General features: G+C 40.6%; 17 protein-coding genes. 13 read left to right on the plus strand and 4 right to left on the minus strand.

Features of this window, described 5'->3' with window-relative positions; all coding sequences use genetic code 11:
- Positions 1-228: 228 nt before the first annotated feature.
- Positions 229-1,281 (plus strand): restriction endonuclease, encoded by a 1,053-nt coding sequence (locus EI981_RS09520; RefSeq protein WP_126997544.1) that lies wholly within the window; start codon positions 229-231, stop codon positions 1,279-1,281.
- Positions 1,282-1,728: 447 nt separating this feature from the next.
- Here the strand turns inward: EI981_RS09520 and EI981_RS09525 are convergent, their stop codons facing one another.
- Positions 1,729-3,186, minus strand: coding sequence for an IS110 family transposase (locus EI981_RS09525; protein WP_472795104.1), 1,458 nt, complete (start codon positions 3,184-3,186; stop codon positions 1,729-1,731).
- 549 nt (positions 3,187-3,735) lie between these two features.
- The gene (locus EI981_RS09530; RefSeq protein WP_162616138.1) at positions 3,736-4,767 is read right to left on the minus strand and encodes a Gfo/Idh/MocA family protein; all 1,032 of its coding nucleotides are present in this window, start codon (positions 4,765-4,767) and stop codon (positions 3,736-3,738) included.
- Between the two features lie 1,292 nt (positions 4,768-6,059).
- On the opposite strand from EI981_RS09530, the gene EI981_RS09535 reads away from it, so the two are divergent.
- The 6 genes from EI981_RS09535 (at position 6,060) to EI981_RS09555 (ending at position 14,190) form a co-directional block, all read left to right on the plus strand.
- Positions 6,060-7,826, plus strand: coding sequence for a dsDNA nuclease domain-containing protein (locus EI981_RS09535; protein ID WP_126997548.1), 1,767 nt, complete (start codon positions 6,060-6,062; stop codon positions 7,824-7,826).
- 12 nt (positions 7,827-7,838) lie between these two features.
- Positions 7,839-8,429: an ABC-three component system middle component 1 gene (locus EI981_RS09540; protein WP_126997550.1), complete on the plus strand. Its 591-nt coding sequence runs from the start codon at positions 7,839-7,841 to the stop codon at positions 8,427-8,429.
- Positions 8,426-11,383 carry an AAA family ATPase gene (locus tag EI981_RS09545; RefSeq protein WP_162616139.1) on the plus strand — a complete coding sequence of 986 codons (2,958 nt, stop codon included), beginning with the start codon at positions 8,426-8,428 and terminating at the stop codon, positions 11,381-11,383. Before EI981_RS09540 ends, EI981_RS09545 begins: the two co-directional genes overlap by 4 nt.
- Positions 11,384-11,787: 404 nt before the next feature.
- The gene (locus EI981_RS09550) at positions 11,788-12,312 is read left to right on the plus strand and encodes a GNAT family N-acetyltransferase (protein ID WP_126997554.1); all 525 of its coding nucleotides are present in this window, start codon (positions 11,788-11,790) and stop codon (positions 12,310-12,312) included.
- 570 nt (positions 12,313-12,882) lie between these two features.
- Positions 12,883-13,161 carry a hypothetical protein gene (locus EI981_RS29505; RefSeq protein WP_227011780.1) on the plus strand — a complete coding sequence of 93 codons (279 nt, stop codon included), beginning with the start codon at positions 12,883-12,885 and terminating at the stop codon, positions 13,159-13,161.
- Between the two features lie 12 nt (positions 13,162-13,173).
- Positions 13,174-14,190: a hypothetical protein gene (locus tag EI981_RS09555; RefSeq protein WP_126997556.1), complete on the plus strand. Its 1,017-nt coding sequence runs from the start codon at positions 13,174-13,176 to the stop codon at positions 14,188-14,190.
- A 319-nt stretch (positions 14,191-14,509) separates the two neighbouring features.
- Here EI981_RS09555 and EI981_RS09560 read toward each other — a convergent pair whose 3' ends face one another.
- Entirely contained in the window at positions 14,510-16,651 is a 2,142-nt protein-coding gene (locus EI981_RS09560) for a hypothetical protein (protein ID WP_126997558.1), read from the minus strand.
- A gap of 809 nt (positions 16,652-17,460) precedes the next feature.
- Between EI981_RS09560 and EI981_RS09570 the strand changes: the two genes are divergently transcribed.
- The 6 genes from EI981_RS09570 to EI981_RS09590 all read left to right on the plus strand — a co-directional run bounded on the left by EI981_RS09570 (position 17,461) and on the right by EI981_RS09590 (position 21,298).
- Positions 17,461-18,669 carry a DNA polymerase IV gene (locus EI981_RS09570; protein WP_126997560.1) on the plus strand — a complete coding sequence of 403 codons (1,209 nt, stop codon included), beginning with the start codon at positions 17,461-17,463 and terminating at the stop codon, positions 18,667-18,669.
- Entirely contained in the window at positions 18,666-19,019 is a 354-nt protein-coding gene (locus EI981_RS09575) for a YolD-like family protein (protein WP_126997562.1), read from the plus strand. Before EI981_RS09570 ends, EI981_RS09575 begins: the two co-directional genes overlap by 4 nt.
- Positions 19,020-19,123: 104 nt before the next feature.
- A complete protein-coding gene (locus EI981_RS09580) occupies positions 19,124-19,624 on the plus strand; it encodes a Crp/Fnr family transcriptional regulator (protein ID WP_126997564.1) in 501 nt (166 codons plus the stop codon).
- A 237-nt stretch (positions 19,625-19,861) separates the two neighbouring features.
- Complete coding sequence (locus EI981_RS29975) at positions 19,862-19,987, plus strand: hypothetical protein (protein ID WP_257792037.1); 126 nt, start codon at positions 19,862-19,864, stop codon at positions 19,985-19,987.
- 32 nt (positions 19,988-20,019) lie between these two features.
- Entirely contained in the window at positions 20,020-20,679 is a 660-nt protein-coding gene (locus EI981_RS09585; protein ID WP_126997566.1) for a YitT family protein, read from the plus strand.
- 112 nt (positions 20,680-20,791) lie between these two features.
- Positions 20,792-21,298: a Crp/Fnr family transcriptional regulator gene (locus EI981_RS09590; RefSeq protein ID WP_126997568.1), complete on the plus strand. Its 507-nt coding sequence runs from the start codon at positions 20,792-20,794 to the stop codon at positions 21,296-21,298.
- An 84-nt stretch (positions 21,299-21,382) separates the two neighbouring features.
- Here EI981_RS09590 and hmpA read toward each other — a convergent pair whose 3' ends face one another.
- A complete protein-coding gene (hmpA, locus tag EI981_RS09595) occupies positions 21,383-22,585 on the minus strand; it encodes an NO-inducible flavohemoprotein (protein ID WP_126997570.1) in 1,203 nt (400 codons plus the stop codon).
- Positions 22,586-22,604 lie beyond the last annotated feature (19 nt).

Below are 22,604 nucleotides of genomic sequence, written 5' to 3' on the forward strand. Positions count from 1 at the left end.
AGCGGCTTTTTTGCTTTATCGGTGCAAGTTCTGGTTGTCAAAAGAAAATAAAGTACTAGACTGAAAAAGAAAGTGTTAGACTGGAAAAATAAAGTTGTAGACTAGATTGCTTCTTAAGACCTTAAGCGCTACGCAGCCCATACAAAAGGTAAAGATGATAGAGAATATGGGATTTTAAAAATATTTATATAGTACTATAGGGCTTATTACAAGAAATAGGGTGAAAAAATGGCTTTGTTTGAGAATATGGGCGGTTTGGAGTTTGAAAAGTTAATCTATAACCTATTTGTTAAACTTGGATTTAGAGCACAAATCACTAAAGCAAGTGGCGATGGCGGGATCGACATTATAGCGAACTATGAAGGTTTATTGTTTAAGGGTAAATATTTGATTCAATGTAAGAGGTGGAAAGGGAAAGTAGGCGAACCTGAATTAAGGGATTTATACGGTACTGTTATATCGGAAAATGCATTAAAGGGCATCCTGGTTACTACAAGTTCTTTTACGAGGCAAGCAGAAGAATTTAGTAGAGGTAAAAATCTTGAGTTAATCGATGAGGTTAAATTAAAGGAACTGCTTTATGCTTCTGAAATGAGCAGTTCAATTGACAATAATATAATAATTAGTGCTGAGACAAACGGATTCTTACAATCCCCCTTATTTGATTCGGAAAAGTATGTTCTCTTAACGGATCGAATAAACGATGACCCATCAATGGAGATGCCACATACTGCCTTAATCAATCTGCTTCTGGCCAGTGTACTAGCTTTCGGCGCAGATGCCCGTACTAATGGAATAATCAATGAAGCAATTTCTAGGATAAACGCACATCGTGAAATATTCGCTACAGGAAAAACAAGGATAATGAAGGAAAAGCGTGTTGAGTCATATTTTAACTTAGCATTAATGGAACTAGCTAACGGGAACTATGGGAAATCATACGAATATCTGTTAAAAAGCGAGGGACAATTGTTTAAAATTTTACGCTGTCATATTGCAATAGCGTATATTCTAGGTTTTCACAATGAATTTGAAATTTTGATGAAACAAGCTATAAGAGGGATTATATTAAAAAACGGAAGTAGGTTATCTAGTCCTCCTCTTACAGACGTTTGCACTAAGATAATTAATGATGAAATGAAAATGTATGATTTTGAGATAGAATATCCAGGTTCGAATTTAATTAGTATTAGAGACTTTCTTAATATGTTTAAAATTCCAACTGAAACAAAGGAAAAACACAGAGCTTATGTGAAGAGTTTCGGGAAAATTAATGAATAGAAAAAAGCGAATGTCTTATGAAGGCAGTCGCTTTTTGTTCCAAATACAGGTTATACTACATCTAATTTGAAAAGTACTATACTTGGCATTTAATTATTTAACCGTTCGCAGCACGTTACCAAGAAAGGTAAGTATGCTGGCTCCACGATAGACACTCGGCGACGGGCACCAGCTACACGACGAAGCTAAGCTCAGTCTAACACTTTATTTTCTGTCTCAAGTCTCAAGGACGTCTCTTTAGGTGAGTTAGTCTAAAACATATTATTCAAAAGCTGACGATATTCCAAGTCGAAAATCGTGTCAAATCAAACTATGCCAGTCTAATGTAGTGTAGTGCTTATAAAAATTTAATTAGCCCATCACCGTAATTTGGAAGCTCCTTAATTTCCAATTTGCAGGGTAATGGGCTATTTATGTTCTATTTAAGGCAGTGTAAGACACTGTCGTTTATAAGACATCATCGTCAGCTAACTCATCTGCCTGACGTTCGTAATCTTCTAAATTAGATGGGATCTTTAATTTCACTTTATCGCCATCAAGGATTACTCCCATTTTTCTCGCGTGTTTGAACGGATCATACGGTTCCTTGTTTTTAAGGCAGGAGTATAAAACTTGAGCTATCTTACCGCATACATGACCAATTGCTTTTCTCTTCGCCATTCCTCGATCAACTAACCGTTTATAGTAAACACGAAAACTATTTTCACTTATTTTTGGAGATATTAACAGCAAAGTCATTAAGAATAGAACTCTGCGAGTATCTCTAACACCCTCGTATGTCTGCCTACTCTTAAAAACAGATGTGCCCGAGATTTTATTCTCAGCGGCTACACCAAGGTACTTTTTAAGCTCTAAATATGTTGAGAAACGTTCAATATCACCAATAGCGCCAATAAATGTACAGGCCATAGACTCACTCATAATAGGGAAGGACATAAGTATCTTTGTATAAGGATGCGGATTGTATCCTTTTTCTTTATCACCATAAAGCAGGGAGGAAATCTGTTTATCCATGCTTTTTATCGCTTCATCTATACGCAGAGCTTCTTCAATTAGCCACGTTTGCCGTTCAGCAAGGTGTGGAATGTTCAAGGCTAATGTGTTGGGTAACAATTCTGCCAAGGTCTTAGAGGCTTTCGTAGCTATAGTTTTTGCACCAATATTTATTAGAGTTTGTCTAAGTTCATCCTGAGTTACCTTGGCCATTTCTTGCGCTGTAGGATACTTCAGAGCCAATTTGAGGACACTTAACGCACCTGTTTTTTTAAAAGCCCGTTTTAGTTCAGGATTAGTTACAGAAAATAATTGCTGAACTTGATTCTTACGTCTCGTTAATTGAGTAGTAAGTAACCAACGATCCCTAGTTAATGTGCGGTATAAAACCTGCTCTGCACTTGCAGGACGAACTATTCGCACCGAACGCATATCAGGATGAAGGGTTTTGTGCCATCCCATATATGCCATAATTCTAGCATCAATTTCATCGGATTTTTCATTAAGTCCTAGCTGGCGTTCACGAAAATCCTTTACAGCTTTATTTTCAACCTGGTATATAGAATAGCCTCGATCTAATAGAACTCTAACAACTAAATATGAATAATGCCCACCGGTTGGTTCCAGTAATATAAAGAAATCCTGTAGTTTATACCCGAATTGTGCTTGAATATCTTCTAAAGCATGGATAAACTTTGTAATCCCTTGGCTATCCGAGTTAAACTTCATTGTTTTACTGCGTTTCCATTCCTTCTCACTACGGAACTTTTCAAATGGAATGCAAGCAGCAACGTGGAAATCTGAACCAATATCTATTCCAACATAGAAGGGATAAAAAGCTCTTGAGTTGTCTCGGTCTTCATTAATGCTCGTTTCCGTAAGCATAAAATTATTCAACTTATGATCACCTATTCGAATCATTTGCACCAGATTAACCAAGTTTTCTTAAGAGCTCCGCAATGGGCCCAATGTAGCATGTCAGGTTTTAGATTCGGTGCATTACCCATAATAAACTGAGAGGTCAAGAATACGCCTCAATAACTTTAAAGGGCTTCTGTTAAGTTCTTTCGACAGAAGGAATCAATTTCCTGCTTTTTCTATTAAGTCTTTATTTTTCTACGCAAAAAAAAACTGTCATTTCGACAGGTTGAATAATCAACAAATGTGCAGCGCCAAAAACATGGAGCGCCTCATTTCTGTTAAAGAAGTCCAGGAGGATGTCCTGCTGGCTCCAAACCTATTCTGGGCGATTGTTCCCTAAGAGGTCACTGCACACTTATATATACGCCTATTAGGAGGCTAATTCCTGCTAAATCCGTACCAGTTACCACAAATACTTTATAGAAGTCTTCCCAAGCTCCACATTAGACTCAGAGGTTAACTGGTACATACGTATTTTAGCATGTGCTCATAAATGGTAAAAGTGAAATAATTGAGCTATCGCTTTCCTTTAAAATTCACTCAGTTTAGCTTTCTAATTTGATCCATAATATCTTGTACAATTGCAGCGTCATTCAAGTTGGGCAAATTTCCTTTTACCTGGCCGTATAGAGTTGCAGATAAATCGTTGTATAGCATCCATTGGGAGTGGACGTAACCTCTTATATTTGATGGAAAAGATGATGAATCAATTGACTCTTCTAAGTCAACTAATGAGTAATCCTTGTTTTTGTGAGTTGCTATCCTTAATTCCCTACCTTCTAAAATAAGAGTTCCCTTTGAACCGAAGATCTCAATTCTAGGCTTTCTAGCTATCGATGCCGCAATAAACTGCAAATTAAAAGTCCCTCCATGCTTAAACTCCCCACTTATAAAAAATGAATCATCCCCATCCGTGGGTTTAAACCCTAATTCGTGTTTCCTCATATTTACATGATTTTTAGTGAATCCTTGGATATTTTCAGAAAAAGGACCGAACCAATGATATAAAGCATCAATCATATGCGAACCTACTGCTCCAAGCATGCCACCGCCCTTATCCAGCTCCCATTGCCAGCTAAACGGTTCATCCTTTATATTGGGCCATAGTGGCCATGCTTCTGACCAATCTACATGAAATAGTTCTCCAATTTCATTGTTATCAAGTAATTTTTTGATCGCTTGACGCTCTGGTAAGTAGCGCCACTCAAAATTCATTGCTACAATTCTGTTTTGTTTCGACGCCACGTTTTGCATTTCAGATACTTGGTAGTAGTTCAACGCAGGAGGTTTCTCACACAATACGTTCACTCCGGAATTTATTGCGTACAATGTAATTTCCATATGAAGAGTCGGATTGGCAGCGATTACTACTAAATCTAAGTTTGCTTCATTTATCATTCGTTTCCAATCATCAAAAGCATACAAAATATTTAACTTATCTGAAATTATTTGTGCTCTATCTGTACGAATACTACTTAAGGCAACTAATTCATAACAAGGATGTGCCAAAAGTATTGGTGCATGAACATCTGCTCCAAAGCCTGTCCCTACAATCCCTGCACGGTGTACCATTGAATCTCCCCTTAATGAGTTTTTTAAACACATCTATATTTTTCAACTATATACTGGATTTGTCCTGCCAGTAAATTCAATAATAAGGACGCGTTTACTCAACGGCTACGTCCTCACAAAGGTTCCATTCAATATATAAAGAACGTACGCGAGTAGCATGTAATGCTTAAAAAGGACTCCAATTTAAACCTAAGCACTAAGAAAATACTTTAGTTGTCGAGGGAAGTTTTTTTGTGTTCAAGGTTAAAAATTATAAGATAAAGTAGACGAATGGGTGCAGCTGGCCATATCCACGTGTGCGAAACGGTGTCTGCTTGATGCCTCATACATAGGCATTCTCATTCTGTGAACCAAAAACTACCCTGGTTGCTTCTATTATTCCAATCGCGCCTGGTTACGGGCGAATTAACAGTCTATGTGGCGCATTAGATTATGAGTTGCTTTTAGATAGAGATAGTTATGAATTGCTTAATAGAAGAAATGTTGCAGATAATTTGAGGGAAGCTCTGTTAGTTATTAGAGCTAATAAAAAATAAAATTCAATAGACTAATCGAGAAGTCGAGTACTTCGGATAACACCATATTCACGCATCGGGTCGACGTTGTCGCCCCTCGTTCCGGCAAGAAGTTAGAAGTGTATTGAATCCATTGACAGCCTTTGATTGCATTTACAACCCCTGCACTGGAGTCAGCGTTTGTGACATTCTAAAGACAAAGATCCTGTTGGATGGGCACTCTGGTGTCTAAGAGCTTGGTGTTAGAGATGGAGAATGAACGGCAACCCGGGAGATCCAATCTCTTCCTCAGTGCTTGCCATGGTTGCTTCCCAGCAGCCTGCGGTTAAGGTCGATAATCAATGAGATGAATTAGAATTCATATGTACTACAAGCAAGTTATTAACGACTTAGAAACCGATTGTGGAGCATTTTTCCCATTTACGTTTAGGAGGCATATTTGATTATGAAAGGTAATCTATGAAGCAAGTGGAACCGCATGAGACGGCAGCAGTTTTTTTAATTATTTGAGTACGGGAACAACATTACACATGGACTAAACTATTTTCTATGAGGTATGAGTGACTCCTTTGCGTGATGCAAATTTGAATAGCTCTAATACACTTATCATTTCACTTTGTCATGATAGTTTTTTTCTTTTTGCACCGGTTCGAGAAACAAGCCGTAAGTGCACCACCAATACGAGATTTTGGTATCATAAATAACAGGTATTTGGACATTCTTGTCGAATATAGATTTATGAATTTTAGAAAGCGCAAGGATTAGGTGGTGATAGAAATGGAATATACAGAGCTAGAACTGGGTCTACTGGAGAAAGTAAATAAATATCGCCGTAAATATATTGAAGAAACGATATCTGATGATGAGGCGCGAAGCGTTGTTAGGTATTTACTTCAGGATGAGCCAGATGATCTGGGTGGACTTACTGCACTTCGGGGGTTTATATACCAGTATTATGTTGCTGTTCATTATATGGTAGAGATGTTGCACGCGGAGCATGCATGGTGGAATGAGGTGATTTTCGAATTTTTGGACGATATCGCCTTATTAGGTAATGAGAAAATTCGATTTGTTCAGGTAAAAACGGTTCGTGAAGATGGACAAGACAGACACTTGATACCGAGTACATTGTTAAAAAGGGAAAGTGGGTTGGATAGTTGGCTCGATACACTTTTTTCGAATCTGCCTGAATTCGAACGCCGACAAAAATACATAAACATGCAAGGTTTTATTTCTAAAGAATATAGCGTCCAGTTTGAGATTGCTACCAATGCGCCTTATGATAACAAAAGTTTGAAGCTCTACGCGCAAAATGATTCTTATCAGTTACCTATGGGAAGTATCCCTAAGAATGATAGCCTGGAAAAAGGCTTGAGCAAAGTGTTCCAAAAAAAGATCACGGAAAAGGGTAAAGTTATTTCTACACAAGAGCTTTACTTCGCTGACTCGGTAGGTCAAGAGCCGGACTGGTGTTTAGAACGTTTTTATTTAAACCATCTCGGCTGTATGGAAAACCTGAAGGAAAAAATTGTTGGGAAGATAGCGGATTATTGCAAAATGCGCTTGACGACTCTCAATAATTTTGCTGAATCGAACACAAATCAAAAAAAACGTTTATCTGGTGATGGGCTACTTTACGACTATGTGGCAAGAAAAGTATTCAAACAATTATTACTTCGTGTCATTGAACGAACCCATCGGGACGACCTGCCCGATAAGCTCCTTCTAGTATTTAACAAAACCGAGATAGCTGACTGGATTGAGGATTGGCAACAAAAAGCGCTGAACGAAATTCAAAGAGATGTTGAACAAACCTTACAACGGAAAAAATTCGTGAAATGTTTTGAAGAACTGAAGGAGGAGATCGACTCGACCTGGAATGCGGTACTAAGAGCTGATCTTCTGAATACATTAGGTTGGATGTATGATGCTTTAGAGGACGAGGTTTTGAATGGAAATCCATATGTCTATGAGCAATTCTTAAATAGATTATTTTATTTGAATAATTCACACCTTCCTTCTGCTCAAAGAATGAAGGATGAAATATATTTAAAAGAATCACTAAAATACATGATGATCTGTTTGGCATTTTACCCAGACCGCGATTTTCTCTTCAGTAATGCTCAATTCTTATTTAAGCAGGGGAAGCAAGGGGAAGAGGCTTGGAATGTCTTTACTATATACAATGCAAGAGAAAAGGAAACATATGCTCAGGCACTTAGAAGAATCGTTGCTCGTTCGAGAGATTGTTTGTTTACACAAAGCTTGCAGCACGCATACTACTGTTTCGTCACCCACGATGATAAGACACAGTCACTTACGTTGGGGAATGATCCCTTTGCAACATTGATTCCCATAACCCATAACCATGAAAGCAGTGAGAGTGAAATAGTGGATCAACCCGAGCACATCAAGTTTCAAAAACAAGATAAGCTTAACCTGATCATCAATAGATTTAATGACCCTGTCAATACTCGTTCATTTCAGGATCATCAGATGAGGGCAGGATGGCATATATTACTTAATAACTATGATGAGTTATAGGAGCTGGAGAGCATGAATCCGATTCAAATATGGAAACGGCTTGAATTGGCAACATTTCAAAACAGCCCTTCGGATTTCCCTGTACAAGATGAATCCGTACTGGCTATGCATCTAGATGCTGATTTGGAGTTATGGTTTACCATGGAACGTATCTGTGTGCTAAAAACATATACAAGTAATCATCATTTCATTTTAAATTGGCGTGAGGATCAATTCGTGATTTCTCACCTTTTGGAACTTTTGCCAACAAAGTATAAAAATAATTTGTATTTTCTACTTGTTCTGGATTGGGGATCGGAACTCTTGCCTGAGATGCCGATGGAAATGAACAGAGTGGAAAAAAATGCGAAGGTTTGCCGAAAGTATGTACTACACAACGAAGAAGATTTGGAACGCGTGCCATTTTTACAACAGAAGCTAATCAATTCAAAGAAAGGATTTGATTACGAGGCAAAATTTAAATCCGAACTATTGGCTGAACGACAGTTAGACCCTAAGATACGTCGTATAGTAGAAGGATATTTTGAATTGGATCAAACCCACAAGAAACATAATACGAAAGACTATATCCTCCAATTATTGAAAGGGGATGGAATAGCTTGAAAGTTTCTCGTCTTATAATCAATAATTTTAGAGTGTTTCATGGTCACTATGTGTTCGACTTTTCAAATAAACAATTAATTTTGGTAGGTGGTCACAACGGACATGGTAAAAGTTCACTGTTTGATGCCATACAATGGTGTTTAACAGGTGAAATTAGAAGATACCGTGGGTCAAGTGAATACCAAAACTTTAACTATCTTATCAATGAAACTACGCTTGTTGAGGGAGGAGCAAAAGTTGAAGCATCGGTCGAAGTTTGGTTAGAATCCGATGCAATGGTCCATAAAATTCGACGGACTTTACAAAAGGGTCCCTCAAAGCAAACCGTAGAATTAACGATAGACGATGAAAGTTGTGGGGTAAAAAAGGGGGCAGCTCGAATATGTGAAATTTTGTTCCTTAGTAATGATGAGGATACAGGTATACAACAGGATATGACCCAAAATTTACCAAGTTATTTTTCTGCTACGCAGCTTTTGTCTCAAGATCAGTTGCATGAATTTATTCTTGCCAGCAATCCGAAAGACCGGTTCGTTTTAATGGAGAAGGTGCTGGGTCTCGATAAATATGGAGGCGAGTTTGGAAAGTATTTGTTAGGGTCGCTGCAATTAATTAAAGAGGAGAGATCAAAAGCAAGTACAGATAGGCAAGAGATAAAGGAATCTTGGGTTGAAGTATCAACTAAACTCAAAGAGAAGGAAGCTTTGTTGTTGAAATTAGGGGGAATTACTGAAGAAGATCTACTAAAACAATTGACTGGTCTGGCTGTACAAGTGAAAAAATCTGGTGCAGACATCCCTGAAATATTACTAAGCTCAGTTAAAATAGATAATGAATTGTTATCCAGGTATCGTGATGTAAGGCAGAGCATAAATAAACATGAAGATCTCTGCGAACGTATTCTGTTGTTGTTACAGGAGTCAAGATCACATTTGGATTTCACAGAAGATGGATACCTTACAGAACAGCAAAAGCTAAAAGCTACACTCCAAAGAATTTACTCGAGAACCAGCCGTAGGGAGAACGGCATAGTTAGAGCAGAGCGTAATAGATCCGAGTTTGATTCTCTCATTCAAAAACGCATAGCTTATCTAGAAAAGCAAAGGGAAGCCGACGAAGTAAGCAGGAAAGCCATAGAGGTGGAACAACAAATTTCGGCTATAGTAAACAATCCACAGGTTTTAATGGCAATAGAACAGTATGATAGCATAGATGATTTCTTGGCAGTTTATAATAAAACGAACAAGGACCTTTCTGAAATTGTAACTAAGATTGACATAGATAAACTTAGTAACATTTCACATCAACTTCAAGCAAAATTGAATGAATTAACAGAAACCTTTAGGCAATTGGAAACGGTTAAAGAAACAACAATAAAAGATCGAGAGTACGTGAAGGGTAAGCTTGGAGTTCTTACGGGAGAAATAACATCAAATAAAAACAACACAATCGATCAAATGATTCATGACATTCAGCATTTTTTATTAGAGAATACCAGAGACTCATGCCCCGTATGTGGTACAGATTTTCAAAGTTCCGATAAACTCCGTAATGCCGTTCGTCTAACTTGGGAAGAAGCAAGCCGGCAGCGTTCAGCTCTAGAACAAGAAGTAGTAAAACTGACAGGCAAGAAAAATGAACTAGATAGAGAAATTGTCCAAACAGATGCAGAGTTAGCAAGAATAAATACTCAGACGGTAGAACTCAAAAATTTATATGATGAGAATCAATTACAAATCGAAAAACTAAGATTATCACTGAAACTATGGATACATGATCTACCGCTTGAGCAACTAAGTGAATTAAAACACACGAAGGATAAGGTCATCCAAGAACATTCAATTGCATATAACTTGCTATTGTCCCTCGAAGATTTGCAATCTGAGTTGAAAAGATTGAGTAGTGAAAGAGGCGTCGTTATAAATTGGATGGAAGAGCAAAAAAAACTTGTTGGAAAGCGAGCTCATTATCTTCTTGGCCCTGAGGAAAGGCTCATAATAAAAATCCAGACATATGATCAATACCTCCTTCAAGCTAGAACTCAAGTAGAGCAAATCGCACAAGAAGGTAAAGAAACCGAAGGAAAATTAGCAATATCGGATCATAAATGGAAAGAACGGGAATTAAAAGCAAGTGAGATCAAGAGTCTTATTCCGGAATTTGACATATTAGATCCCAATATTGAGAGTTGGGTTAGATCTTTTTATCAACAAAAGGCTGAATGGGGCCGTCTCAATGCGACTGCAGAGCAACTTCTTGAAAAGGTGGAGGCATTTCTGAATAAAGGAGAGATAGCTGACGCCAAGATCGAGGAAAAAATATTGAGCGACCTTGTTAATGCGAAGGAAATAGAGATCAAACATTACGAAAAACTCGAAGCGGAAATAGAATTGCTGAGAGAGCGTCATAACGAGATACGTAGTGCACTAATGACTGACTATTTAATTGATTACAGCCAATCTATTGATCAACTATTTATGCAAATTAGTCCTCATGCCATTTTCAAACACGTCCATTTGGTACCAAGGGAAGGAAAACTTTTCGTTTTAATGAGCGAACAAAGTGGAGACGCTGCAAAATGGGCTAAATTACCGGAAGACCAATTGGCGAACAAATTTAATGCGAGTTTAACATTTAGCTCCGCACAGGCAAATGTATTAGCTGTTTGTATTTTCTTGTCGCTTGCTTTATCGCAGCGCTGGACTGCTCTTGAAATGATTGGAATTGATGACCCTTTTCAAAACATGGACGATATAAATGTTTTCTCTTTTATCGATGTGATTAGTCAAATTATTTCTCACAAGCAGGTGATAATAAGTAGTCACAATGAAGACTTTGTTAATCTTATAAGAAATAAATCTGGATTAGAAGCAGAAAGAATTGGCTATATCCATTTTAAGTCCTATGGTAGAGATCGAATTGATTTGGAGACTAACTGTAGCACCGTCTCGTGACTGTGAGTGAGTCTATAGGTAGGGATGATGCTTCATAAACGATGACAATAAGGAGCGGTTTGCCTAAGGAAACTGTTCCTTATTTTTATTGAATTGCTGGATCAAGAGAATGCTACAAACATACCATAGGCGTACTTTAAGGCCTATTCAATAACGAGCAGTTCTGACAAGTATTTAGAGCGAATAGCTCAATCATGAAATAAAGACATATCCTCATTACTGAAGCTGTTACGTCCTTACGAAGCGAATAAGACACGGGCCTACCCAGTCTCTCAACGTTAAAAATAACTTTCCTGAGTTACTTAAAGAAATATAGATGAGTCTAAGAGGGTAATTGGTGAACTCTGGGACTAAACCACCGCAGTGATCGGATAGAGTACTTATCAAAATGGAGTGAGAGAAGATTGGACAGTGAGATTGTTAGGTTAGGAAATAGTGATATTGTTTTAGTTTTAGAAATGCTTAATTCATGTAATTCCTTTAAATACGCAGACACGGATACCCTGGAGTCTCTACAGTCATATTTGACTCAACAAAGTTTAATTATTGGCATTTTCGTGGAAGAAGAATTAGCTGGGTATGCGATTCTATCACTTCGCTCTGAAGATAGTCTGGATGAATTATTCGAAAAATACAATGTAATAACTGATAGAGCTTGGGGACATGTAGGGATACTGCAAAATTGCGTAATAAGAGATATATACAGAGGACAGGGTTTCCAGCTGGAATTATTAAAGAAAAGAGAACAAGTTATTAGGAATTTTGGTTATAAAGCAATTTTCACATCAGTCCACATGGAAAATAAGTATAGCATAAACAATCTGATAAAATCAGGGTACAGACAAATTGGACGGCATATATCTCAAAACGAATGGATAATGTTTGGCAAGGTACTATCGGGGGAAGATGACTTTCGCACAAAATATTGAATATCTTCAGTTGAAGGCCCATACTTGACCAGAGAGAAACCGTCGTAAGGAGTAGTAGCTGGTCCCTCCGAGATGAGAGCCGTTAACGACCGCATGATCCAGGTGGTACCATATTTGCTACTCTTTATTGTAGCCGGTTACTACTACGGGGTTAAGTAAAGGCAGGCAGAAGTGTTTCAGGCAGGTCCAAAGAATCCCGTTTTCATCACATTATTCTTATACATATCTTAAAATTGCACTTAAGAGCCATCACAATGAAGAGAATTTGACTGATCATTATTATTGATATGAACAGACCACTTTGAGATACTGACTAAGTGTTTGGCGCTATTAAATTTTCTATCCATCGAATCGCTGATGATGTAAAGTCTTTCTTATTATCCGCTACTAACCCATACTTAAACTCCTGGAAGACCGCTATGTATCAAGACTTGTTGCGGATTAATGGTTTTGCACAGGAGGAGCTGCACAATAATTGAGTTTAGAAACATTAAAGTTATGAAGTAATTAGGCGTTCACTCAACCGAGTGATGAAGTAACAGGCCTTTAGGAGGGAAAAATGAACAGATTATGAGAGAACTCAGCCCATTTCTTACGCAGTCCGCGAAGTCGTATGTGAGGAGTCGAATACTTGGGCCGGAATACGAAATTAAAGAGGAGACGATGAATACGCTTGTATGCGTTTCTCTCAATATGCCTAGTACAGGTGTTTACTTCATCCCACGGGATTACGATAAACCTAAGCAGAATGCAATGATTCATAAGAAAGACTATGTGGCAATAAGTGAATTTTTCAGTAGAAGCAGGACATCTCGTAACATTGTTATTATTACACATGCCGAACGTTAAGGACTACGATATTTGAAAGGTGTAAGATACTTTATAATTATCCCTGTTGATGTATTGAAGACCATATTGTCTATGAAAGATACACTTAATATTGGTGTTACAGATGCTCAAAGAGAAAAATGGTCTGCGTTGGGAGTCAAGTATGAACCACTAGTAAAAAACCCATGGAATATCAATAATGCAGTATTATCAGCCACTAAGGATTTGACTATTGGTTGGATTGATATGTGCTTGTCATTTGACAAGGAAGAAAAAAAAGTACTATCAAAATTCGGGATTCCTGAAACCTGCTGGTTCTCAATTCGATCCTCTGTAACTGAGGGAGAGCATTATATCGGTCTCGGGAAGTATGGAAGCTCAGCCTACCATCAACATGGTATTTGGTATCAAGTCATAAAGAGAAGCAAAAGCTTGGTTCTTCAGCCAACATTTATAAATACAAAAGGGCAAAGGGTAAAGGTAGAATGGCCAGAGATCAAAATCTCGTATTCCAATGTTAGTAAGATTCCACTATTAACTATAAGGAGAGCGATTGAAGCGGGTTGGCTAACGAGTAATATTTTATTACAAGATAGCGACTTCGAAGCTCCTAAACCACCTGATGAACCATTCGATTGGGATCTCGATGGGCGAGCTATGAAGAATTATCGGAAGGAGCAAAATGAACTTCGTAGCATGCTCCTAAACGGGCTACAAGAGGCTCGGTGTGCAATTTGCGGTGAAGTATTCCCTGCTGATATGTTATGGGCTGCTCATATAAAGAAACGTTCAGAATGCACCCCTGAAGAAAAAAGTGATCTATTAAATATAGCAGTCCTAATGTGTAAACTCGGCTGCGATGATTTATATGAAAAGGGATATATCGGTGTAAATCAGGGAGTTGTAAGATCCATACGGAGCACCTCTTCTAATGCTCTGAGCAAGAAAATCGTGGAACTACAAGGAACTTCCACCGATAGTTGGAATGAGAGGAATGCCAAGTACTTTAAGTGGCATTGGAGATATTTCAATCCTGGAACAACCGATTAGATTGAAAAATCACCATTACTGTTGAACATGCCCTTCTAAAGTACAAGTCGAATTCTGATTAATGCATTTTTTTATATACTTCATGAACGGGTCGAAAATGAATCTTAGCTGATAAAATGGAAACAGCAGCTTTAGATTGACACCAAAGTACCACTTAAAGAAATCCATACTTTATAATACGTTCTTTTTTATTTATAAGGGGAGAATTGTGTCATTTTTTTGTGAAACAATTCTCCCCTTGTTCTTGGAGATTGACACCAAAGTACCCCTATATTAGGCGGTAGCATCCCGCCTTATGAGGGGGGAACTTGCAAACCATTTAGTAAATTGCAAAAAAGAACTTATTAAATTCCCGGGATAACTCTTCATTTAGCACTTCCTCGATCTTCTTTTGGAACTTAGGAGATTGATAAAGACCCTGATAATATTGCAACATGCACTCGACACCATAGCTGGGATCATGAAGCTGGTTACCCCTATTAAACCTGCTTTCCAGCTCCTCCTTAATAATGGGGTCAGTATAGCTCAACCGGCGTATAACACGAGACATAGCCCTCCAAAAGCGCCATTCATAATCACCAGTAAAGTTTTTGATGAATAGTTTTTCCAACAATTTTGTTTTGACTAGATCTTCATTGGCCTGGTCCAGACTAAGGTCCAGTTCATCCAACAAAGATGCAGATTCTGGACTAGAAAGATCGATATGAGAAACAAAAACGTCGTTTGGAGCAGCCGGCTTAAATTTCCATTGAAACCTAGCGGCAGCATTTCGCAGATCACCATCAATGTAGATTGAAATGCGTCCATGTTGAATAGCACGAGATACGAATTTAGTGCCGTAGCGTACAGAATCCCGAACAGCGTAGGCAGTATTCCAATGAAGCCAATTTTCAACTACATATGACTGACTGGTTTCATGTATAGCACGCGCCATTTGGCTTACAGAGTCAGACTCTACCGGGTTAAGCTTGATGTGTAGGCCGTCTTCAGCAATTGATGTTGCTTTAAAGAATATCGGTTTTTCAGAAGGGAAATGCTGCTTTTGCAATGCCGTTGCCATCTGAAATAGAAATACTAAAGAGGATTGCTCACCTAGCATTTCTTCAAACTGATGTGCGAGCTCAGTGAGCTCATCCTGCTCAAGATCAATTAAATCTGTTAAATACTGTTTGATTTTTCTAGGTTGATTCGTAATACATTTTGCTTTAACTGCTTGAAAACTTTCTTTTACAGCTTGTTCTTTCTTTTTGAGATGATCAAAGATCGAATTCATCTCTTTAACAAAACTGTCTTTATCAGAATCTATGTCAAATTGCGGGGCAACCTCTTCATCGGCTCTAGAAAGACCGATGTATACCTTAATATTATTACGCTGAATCTGGCGCCATTCTTCACTTTTGCTGGAGAATAGCCTCTCCATGGTACGCATTTCACCGTCACGAAGAGTAGGGGGAAGCATCAGCAAAATACCATCACAGTCGTTATTTATTGCAGCTTTGAGCCTGCGAGAGATATCTTCGCTGCTTTGGGAATCCTGCGTCAGCCCTACCGTATCGACCAGGACCATCCGAAAAGGAAGTTTTTCTGGCCAACCTTCTTTTTTCTTAATTGCCATCAGTACTTTCTCAAATTGTTCACTTAGTCCGCAGCTCACTTCGTATTTTTCTATAATCAAAGAGAAAGGTTCGTAAGGGTCAAGCAGCTGGCTGAAATGTTGGTTATCTTCAACGTTGGAGAGATCAAACTCGCAAGTAGCCCCATGATTCAAAGTATTGATAAATGGGACGATCTTTACAAGCTTATCCCACATTGCTTTTTCCATATAACTCGCAAAATGAAAAACGTTGCTATCTTCATTTTTTAGTCCATCATCCCAGACTCTGCGCAATTGATTTGTAAAGGCTAGTTGTTTAGCCTGAGATTTCTCAGTGTCACTTTTCATGGATGCCATGGCAGAATCAATTTCAGCAATTATGATTTCTTCAAGTAGTTCTTGAGCACATGCCCGAATTCGATTACTGAACTCACTTGAATGAAGTCGCTCCAATCGGACGGCACCGTTAACTTCCGAGTGAATAGCCTCTATGAATTTTTCAGAATTGATATGAGTTTTTAATGCAGAAAATGGAACTCCAGCGCCAGGAGGCGATCCTTTGACGAAGTTCAATAAAACATACTGAATTGCTGTAAAAATTGCATCAGTATTGACTTGAAAACTGTCTTTTTGAAAGCTTTGCAAAGTAATTCTTAATTTGGGCCGAGTTTGGGAATAACCTTGTTGCAAAAAATAATGGATGGGGATAGGAGTAGTTTGAGCAGATGGTTTGCCAACAATCTTTGCTGCATGGACAACAGCAGGGGGAAGGACCCTTTTGGCAAGTGAGCTCTTCCCGGCTGCAGAAGCGCCTATCAAGGCAACCCTCGCAGCACCGATGGTATTGGGATAAGTGCAAATCTTCATTTAAATCCTCCGTTCGCCAAAATAGTGTTTTTGTGGAAACGGTGGCACCAAAAAAGATGCCGCATCAAAAAAATGGGCATCTTGAGATCATAAATATACGATGCCGCTAACTCTGCAGCCAAGCAGGCTACAAAATCAAACTGCAAGATGCTGCTGACATATAGCCAACACACCTTCCACACATGGAATATAGCATATAATCCCAAAAGGTTAAAGGATTAATTTTCCAATTAGAAAATATTGCACTGACGTGACACATTGGGCCAAGTGAACAAGGGTAAGCGCCTGGATCTACTCTTAATATGAGTAACAATCGTTATAAAGACGGCGTCATGGTAAACCAGGAGTATCTAACACTCTTCAATACAGCGGATACGGCAACCAGTCGCCGTCATGAGTTCTCCCATTTTAATAAATAATTGATGGGGATAAGAGTTGTTTGAGCAGATGGTTTGCCAACAATCTTTGCTGTTCGTCGCGGTCGATTCCGGTGATATGATGATGGCCTGGCTGTGGACGTTCCATTCTTCGGCATGATGGCAGGAACAACACATTGGACGCATTTACTTCTGTTTACCGCCTGGATGTTCTTTTATTTAGCATATCAGGCTCACAAAATAAACAGTCGAAATTATGGCAGAGCTCGGCTTTGAAAATGTCATCTTCACAGCGAGCGGTGCCCATAAATTATTAGTAACTGTCGCACTTCGTATTACAATCCGTCATAAGAAGATAAATATCGACATATTCATATAAACAATGATTTAGATCAACATTATTAATAATTTTCAGAAATTAAGTCTTGATAAATTGATTGTCAGTCGTTCTACGCCAGTGTGGAGAAGGCAGACTATCCGCAATATAAAGACCGCCCGTTGATCGTGGCAGGCGATCCTAAACGCCGTTCCGGCATTGTGCTGGCGGCTTGTCCGATCGCCAAACGGTACGGGGTGACGACCGCAGAGAATGTGGGAACGGCGCTGGCGAAATGCCCCGAGCTCGTCGTGATGAGACCGAGAATGGAGAAATATATCCATGTATCGTTGCAGATTACGGAGATTATGAGACAATTTACTGACCTGGTTGAGCCTTACAGTATTGATGAACAACATTTGGATGTAACCGGGAGCTTATCCTTATTCGGGGACCCGGATACTTTAGCGCGTATAATTCAGACCGAGATCTCGAATAAGACAGGGGTGCGCTGCCGTTTTGGGATCAGCTATAACAAGGCGGTCAGCAAGATGGCCTGTGACAACTTCGCCAAGAAGAATGCGGATGGCATCTATCTTCTTCCTCAGGAGAAGCTTCAGGATGTGCTCTGGCCGCTACCGATTCGGAAATTGCTGATGGTTGGTTCACGGATGGAACGGCATCTTCTGAACATGGGCCTGTCGACAATCGGCCGTTTAGCCAACACGCCAGTGCAGCGGTTGAAAGCCCGTTTCGGAGTGAATGGGGAAGTGCTGTGGCGTCTGGCCAACGGCATCGATCCTTCACCAGTCAACCCGAATAGCCATCAAGGCGTCAAATCCATTGGTCACGAGATGACACTGCCACGGGATTACTATTCCTTTGAGACGATTGCCATTCCTTTGTTAGAGCTGACCGAGCTCGTCTGCCGGCGCTGCAGGGACAAAGGGTTCATGGGCAGTGTGGTCAGTATTAGCTGCCGGGGAGCGGATTTCGACCGACCGACCGGATTTTCACGGCAATTGAAGCTGTCTGATCCGACGAATGTGACTAACCAGGTCTACGAGGCAGTGATGGCGCTGTTCCGCAAGTACTGGGACGATCTTCCTGTACGTAAGGTAGGCGTTACCTTGTCGGGATTAGTATCGGATGATACCTATCAATTGACCTTGTTTGATGAGCGGCCCAAGTATCAGGCGCTGGAGAGAGCAACGGATGAGATTAAGCGGAAGTATGGAGACTCCGCCATCCTCAGAGCGGTATCACTAACGGCTTCAGGCCAGGCCAGAGACCGGGCCGGCAAGATTGGAGGACATTATCGATGACAGGTAAATTGCAAGGGAACGGGCTGTGGGAATCCTCACGGATGATGCTGCCGGAGCATAAGGAAGCGATTCTGAACAGCAATCGTTATCTGCAGAAGAGAACGCGGGTTCAACTGGATGAACAGGAGCTGGAGAGAGTCTCACGAATTTTAATGGAATCGCAGTATGTGGGAAGAGAGGTAGCGCTTCGCCTATTTGGTGAATATAAGGATCATAATCTTTATGGAATCGTCGCTCGTCTGGATCCTAGCGGGAGGCGGGTGTGCATACAGACAGGCTCCGGGATGGAATGGGTGTTATGGCGTGATATTGTCAGCGCCGAGTTCGCAGCAGGATACACCAGCGATTAAGACGAATTGGATATGAAGTATGGTAAGGTCGCCCCATGGTGCCGAACGCATATTATGCTATAATATGGGTTACAGCATTTTGGATTGAATGGGGAGATTAATTGATGATCTTGCACAAAGGTGATGCGTTATTTCACCAGGGAGATGAATGTGAGAACTTGTATCGCATTAAGAGTGGCTTATTCAAGGTAATACGACTGCATGAGAATGGAAATGTGGTATTGTTTAATATTTTATATCCCGATGAGATTGTTCCGCATCATTCTCTGGTCTCACCCAAGGAAGTGCTGGGAACGGCGATTGCGCTGGTCCAAAGTGAGGTAGAGGTTATTCCAGCAAAGCAATGGTACCAGGATATGAAGAATAATCCGGACAAGGCGATGGAAGTGGCTATGCAGCTGCAGGAAAAGCTAAGATTTATGCAGGAGCGGCTGGATCATCTATCGATCGGCACTCCGGCAGAACGGCTGGAGCTATTGGGGGACTGGCTAAGCCAGCATGTCCCAGGCACGCATCTTACCGATTACCTGACTCAGGAGGAGATTGGTCAACTGATCGGAGTGAGGCGCGAGACGGTGAATCGTCTGCTCAAAACATTGGGCTAAGATTTTCTTCTAGTGGATTCAGTATTATATCGTTGAGAATTGAAGGATGATAAGATCCGCATGATAAGCGGCGTTTAATATGAGCAATAATGATGGTATTTCCTGTTTAGCGGAAGAAGCACGACATTTTTGTCATGAACCGAATTGTGGTATAATAATATAGAATCAAAAACAGAAAGGATCAGGATACCATGTGTCCCTTAAGGACGAATCCCCAAAGGACGATTTGGAAACGTTGTGATCTCTCTTACACTTAGCTTCTTACGTGGAACGTCGGTTTGCGACAATACCCTTACGAAAGAAGCGAGTGATGATGCGAAGTATGAAGTCCTCGAGGATCTTCTTCGCAGGGTGTTGGCGTAAGGTCAACCAATCTGCGATAAGAGGGATTCTTTATGAGGAAGAAAGCAGCAAGATGGCAGTATGACGGTAAACAGTTATTAGTTTTGATGTTTGGTACTTTTTTATTGGCATTTACGTATTATCATATTAATTTTCAGAATGGTCTGTCAGAGGGTGGCTTTGTTGGCCTGGCGCTGTTAGGCAAATATTCGCTGAATCTGCCTCCGGCGTTGTCGATGCTTGTGCTCGACGCTCTCGTAATGATTGTGGCTGTATTTTTTAAAGGCTGGAAATTTATTGCAAATACACTATTCGCCTCGGTGCTGTTCTCGGCATTCTATGAACTGTTCGAGCAATTTTCACCGTTGTCCATAGATCTAACGAACAATTTGCCGCTGGCGGCATTGTTGTCGGGTCTGTTGACAGGACTTGGCGCTGGACTTGTTCTACGTGCCGGCGGAGCGTCAGGCGGAGACGATATTTTAGCATTGATGTTAAGTGGATGGTCAGGCATCAAGATTGGTACGATGTTCATCCTGATGGATGCGGTCGTATTGATATTATCCTTGTTCTATTTGCCATTTAAAGAGACGATGTTCACGATTATGGCGGTACTGATTGCCGGTAAAATGATTACCTGGACTGTACACTATGGTCGTAAAGAAGTGCCATCGCGCAAAGTTTCTTACGGCATGAAACAGAAAACGGCGTGAGCCTCCGGGCTTCAGCGTCGTTTTCTTTTTTTTAGGTGATTGCGGACGGGCATAGGCTTTGGAATTCTGCTATAATATGGAATATAGTTTTTGCGGGAATGGAGAGATCAATATGATTTTACATAAGGGTGAGGTGCTATTTCATCAAGGGGATGAAGGCGTGAACTTGTACCACATTAAGAGCGGGTTGTTCAAGGTGACCAGACTACATGAAAATGGAAATATGGTGTTATTTAATATTCTTTACCCGGGTGAGATGGTTCCGCATCATTCCTTGATCTCACCGAAGGAGACGCATGGAACGGCAATTGCGCTAGTACGAAGTGAAGTAGAGGTTATTCCTGCTGAGAAATGGTACCGGGAGCTCGAAGAAGATCCGCATAAAGCGCTTGAGATCGCTAAGCTGTTGCAGGAGAAGATCAGATTTATGCAGGAACGGTTGGATCATTTGACGGTAGGAACGCCTGCCGAGCGGTTGGAACTGTTGAATAAATGGCTAAATCAGCATGCGAATGGTATCCCATTAACGGACTATTTGACGCAAGAGGAGATTGGTCAATTGATCGGGATTAGACGCGAGACGGTGAATCGATTGCTGCGAGAAATGAACAAAGGTTAATCTAAAATAGTAACCCCCACGAATCTGGTGATGCGAAGCACTCTAGAGTCGCGGGGGTTCTGTATATAGAATCGTTATAGGCAATTAATCCAGACTATCCGCAGGTCCGAAGAACTCGAAGTGAATTCTCTCTGCGGGAACTCCCCATTGCTTAAGAGCACGGTTAACGGCCTGCATGAACGGAGCAGGACCACAGAAATAGAAATCAGCGTTGGAATCAGTCACACTCTGCAGCCAAGGGAGATCGATGAAGCCGGTTTTGTCACAGCTTTCACCAGCGGCTGGAGCTTCATAGACAAGATAAGAACGTAAGGCCGGATGATCTTGAGTCAACTGGCTAATATGCTCTTTCATAGCATGCTGGCTTCCGTTGCGGGCTGCGTGGATATACACGATCTCGCGTGAAGGCTGTTGCTCCAGCAGTGTCTCGAGCATGCTGACCATCGGAGTTAGGCCTACACCGCCGCTGATCAGTACAACCGGAAGCTCCTCGGATTGATCAAGTGTGAATTCGCCGGCCGGCGCGCTAAGCTCCAGAATGTCTCCTTCATGCACATCGTCATGCAAATAAGTGGATACGATTCCGGCTGGTCTATCGGCCATGGCCTCCTCGCGTTTTACGGAGATGCGGTAATAAGCATGACCTGGTGAAGTAGACAGACTGTAGTGGCGAAGATGGGTGAAGGATTGTCCTTCTGGTTTGACACGTACTGTGATGTATTGTCCAGGCAGATAACTAGCGATTTCATTGCTGTCTTCTGGTTTTAAGTAAAAAGAGGTGATGACATTGCTCTCTTTAACCTTGCGCTCAACAATAAAACGGCGGAATCCGCGCCAGCCACCAGGCTGCTGTTCAGCCTCTTGGTACATCCCAGCTTCGACGCTGATGAATACATCGGCGATGACACCATAGGCTTTACCCCAGGCCTCGATGATCTCATCGGTTGCAGCATCACCGAGTACCATTTTTATAGCGGCGAGCAGATTCTCGCCAACGATTGGATATTGCTCAGGCAAAATGCCCAGCGCCCGGTGCTTTTGGGCAATTCCTTTGACCACAGGAAGGATTTCTTCCAGACGATCGATATGTGCGGCAGCAGCGTAGACAGCGTTGGCTAGAGCTGTAGACTGTTTGCCTTGACGCTGATTGGCGTGGTTAAAAACATTGAGTAATTCGGGATGGTTTTTAAACATCGTCTCATAAAATTTTTTAGTAATTGTTTGCCCATGAACCTCTAGTACAGGAACCGTCGATTTGATGATTTCAATGGTTTTTGCATCAAGCATAGGGGCACCTTCTTTCTAT

This window comes from Paenibacillus lutimineralis, from assembly GCF_003991425.1.
Lineage (GTDB): Bacteria > Bacillota > Bacilli > Paenibacillales > Paenibacillaceae > Fontibacillus > Fontibacillus lutimineralis.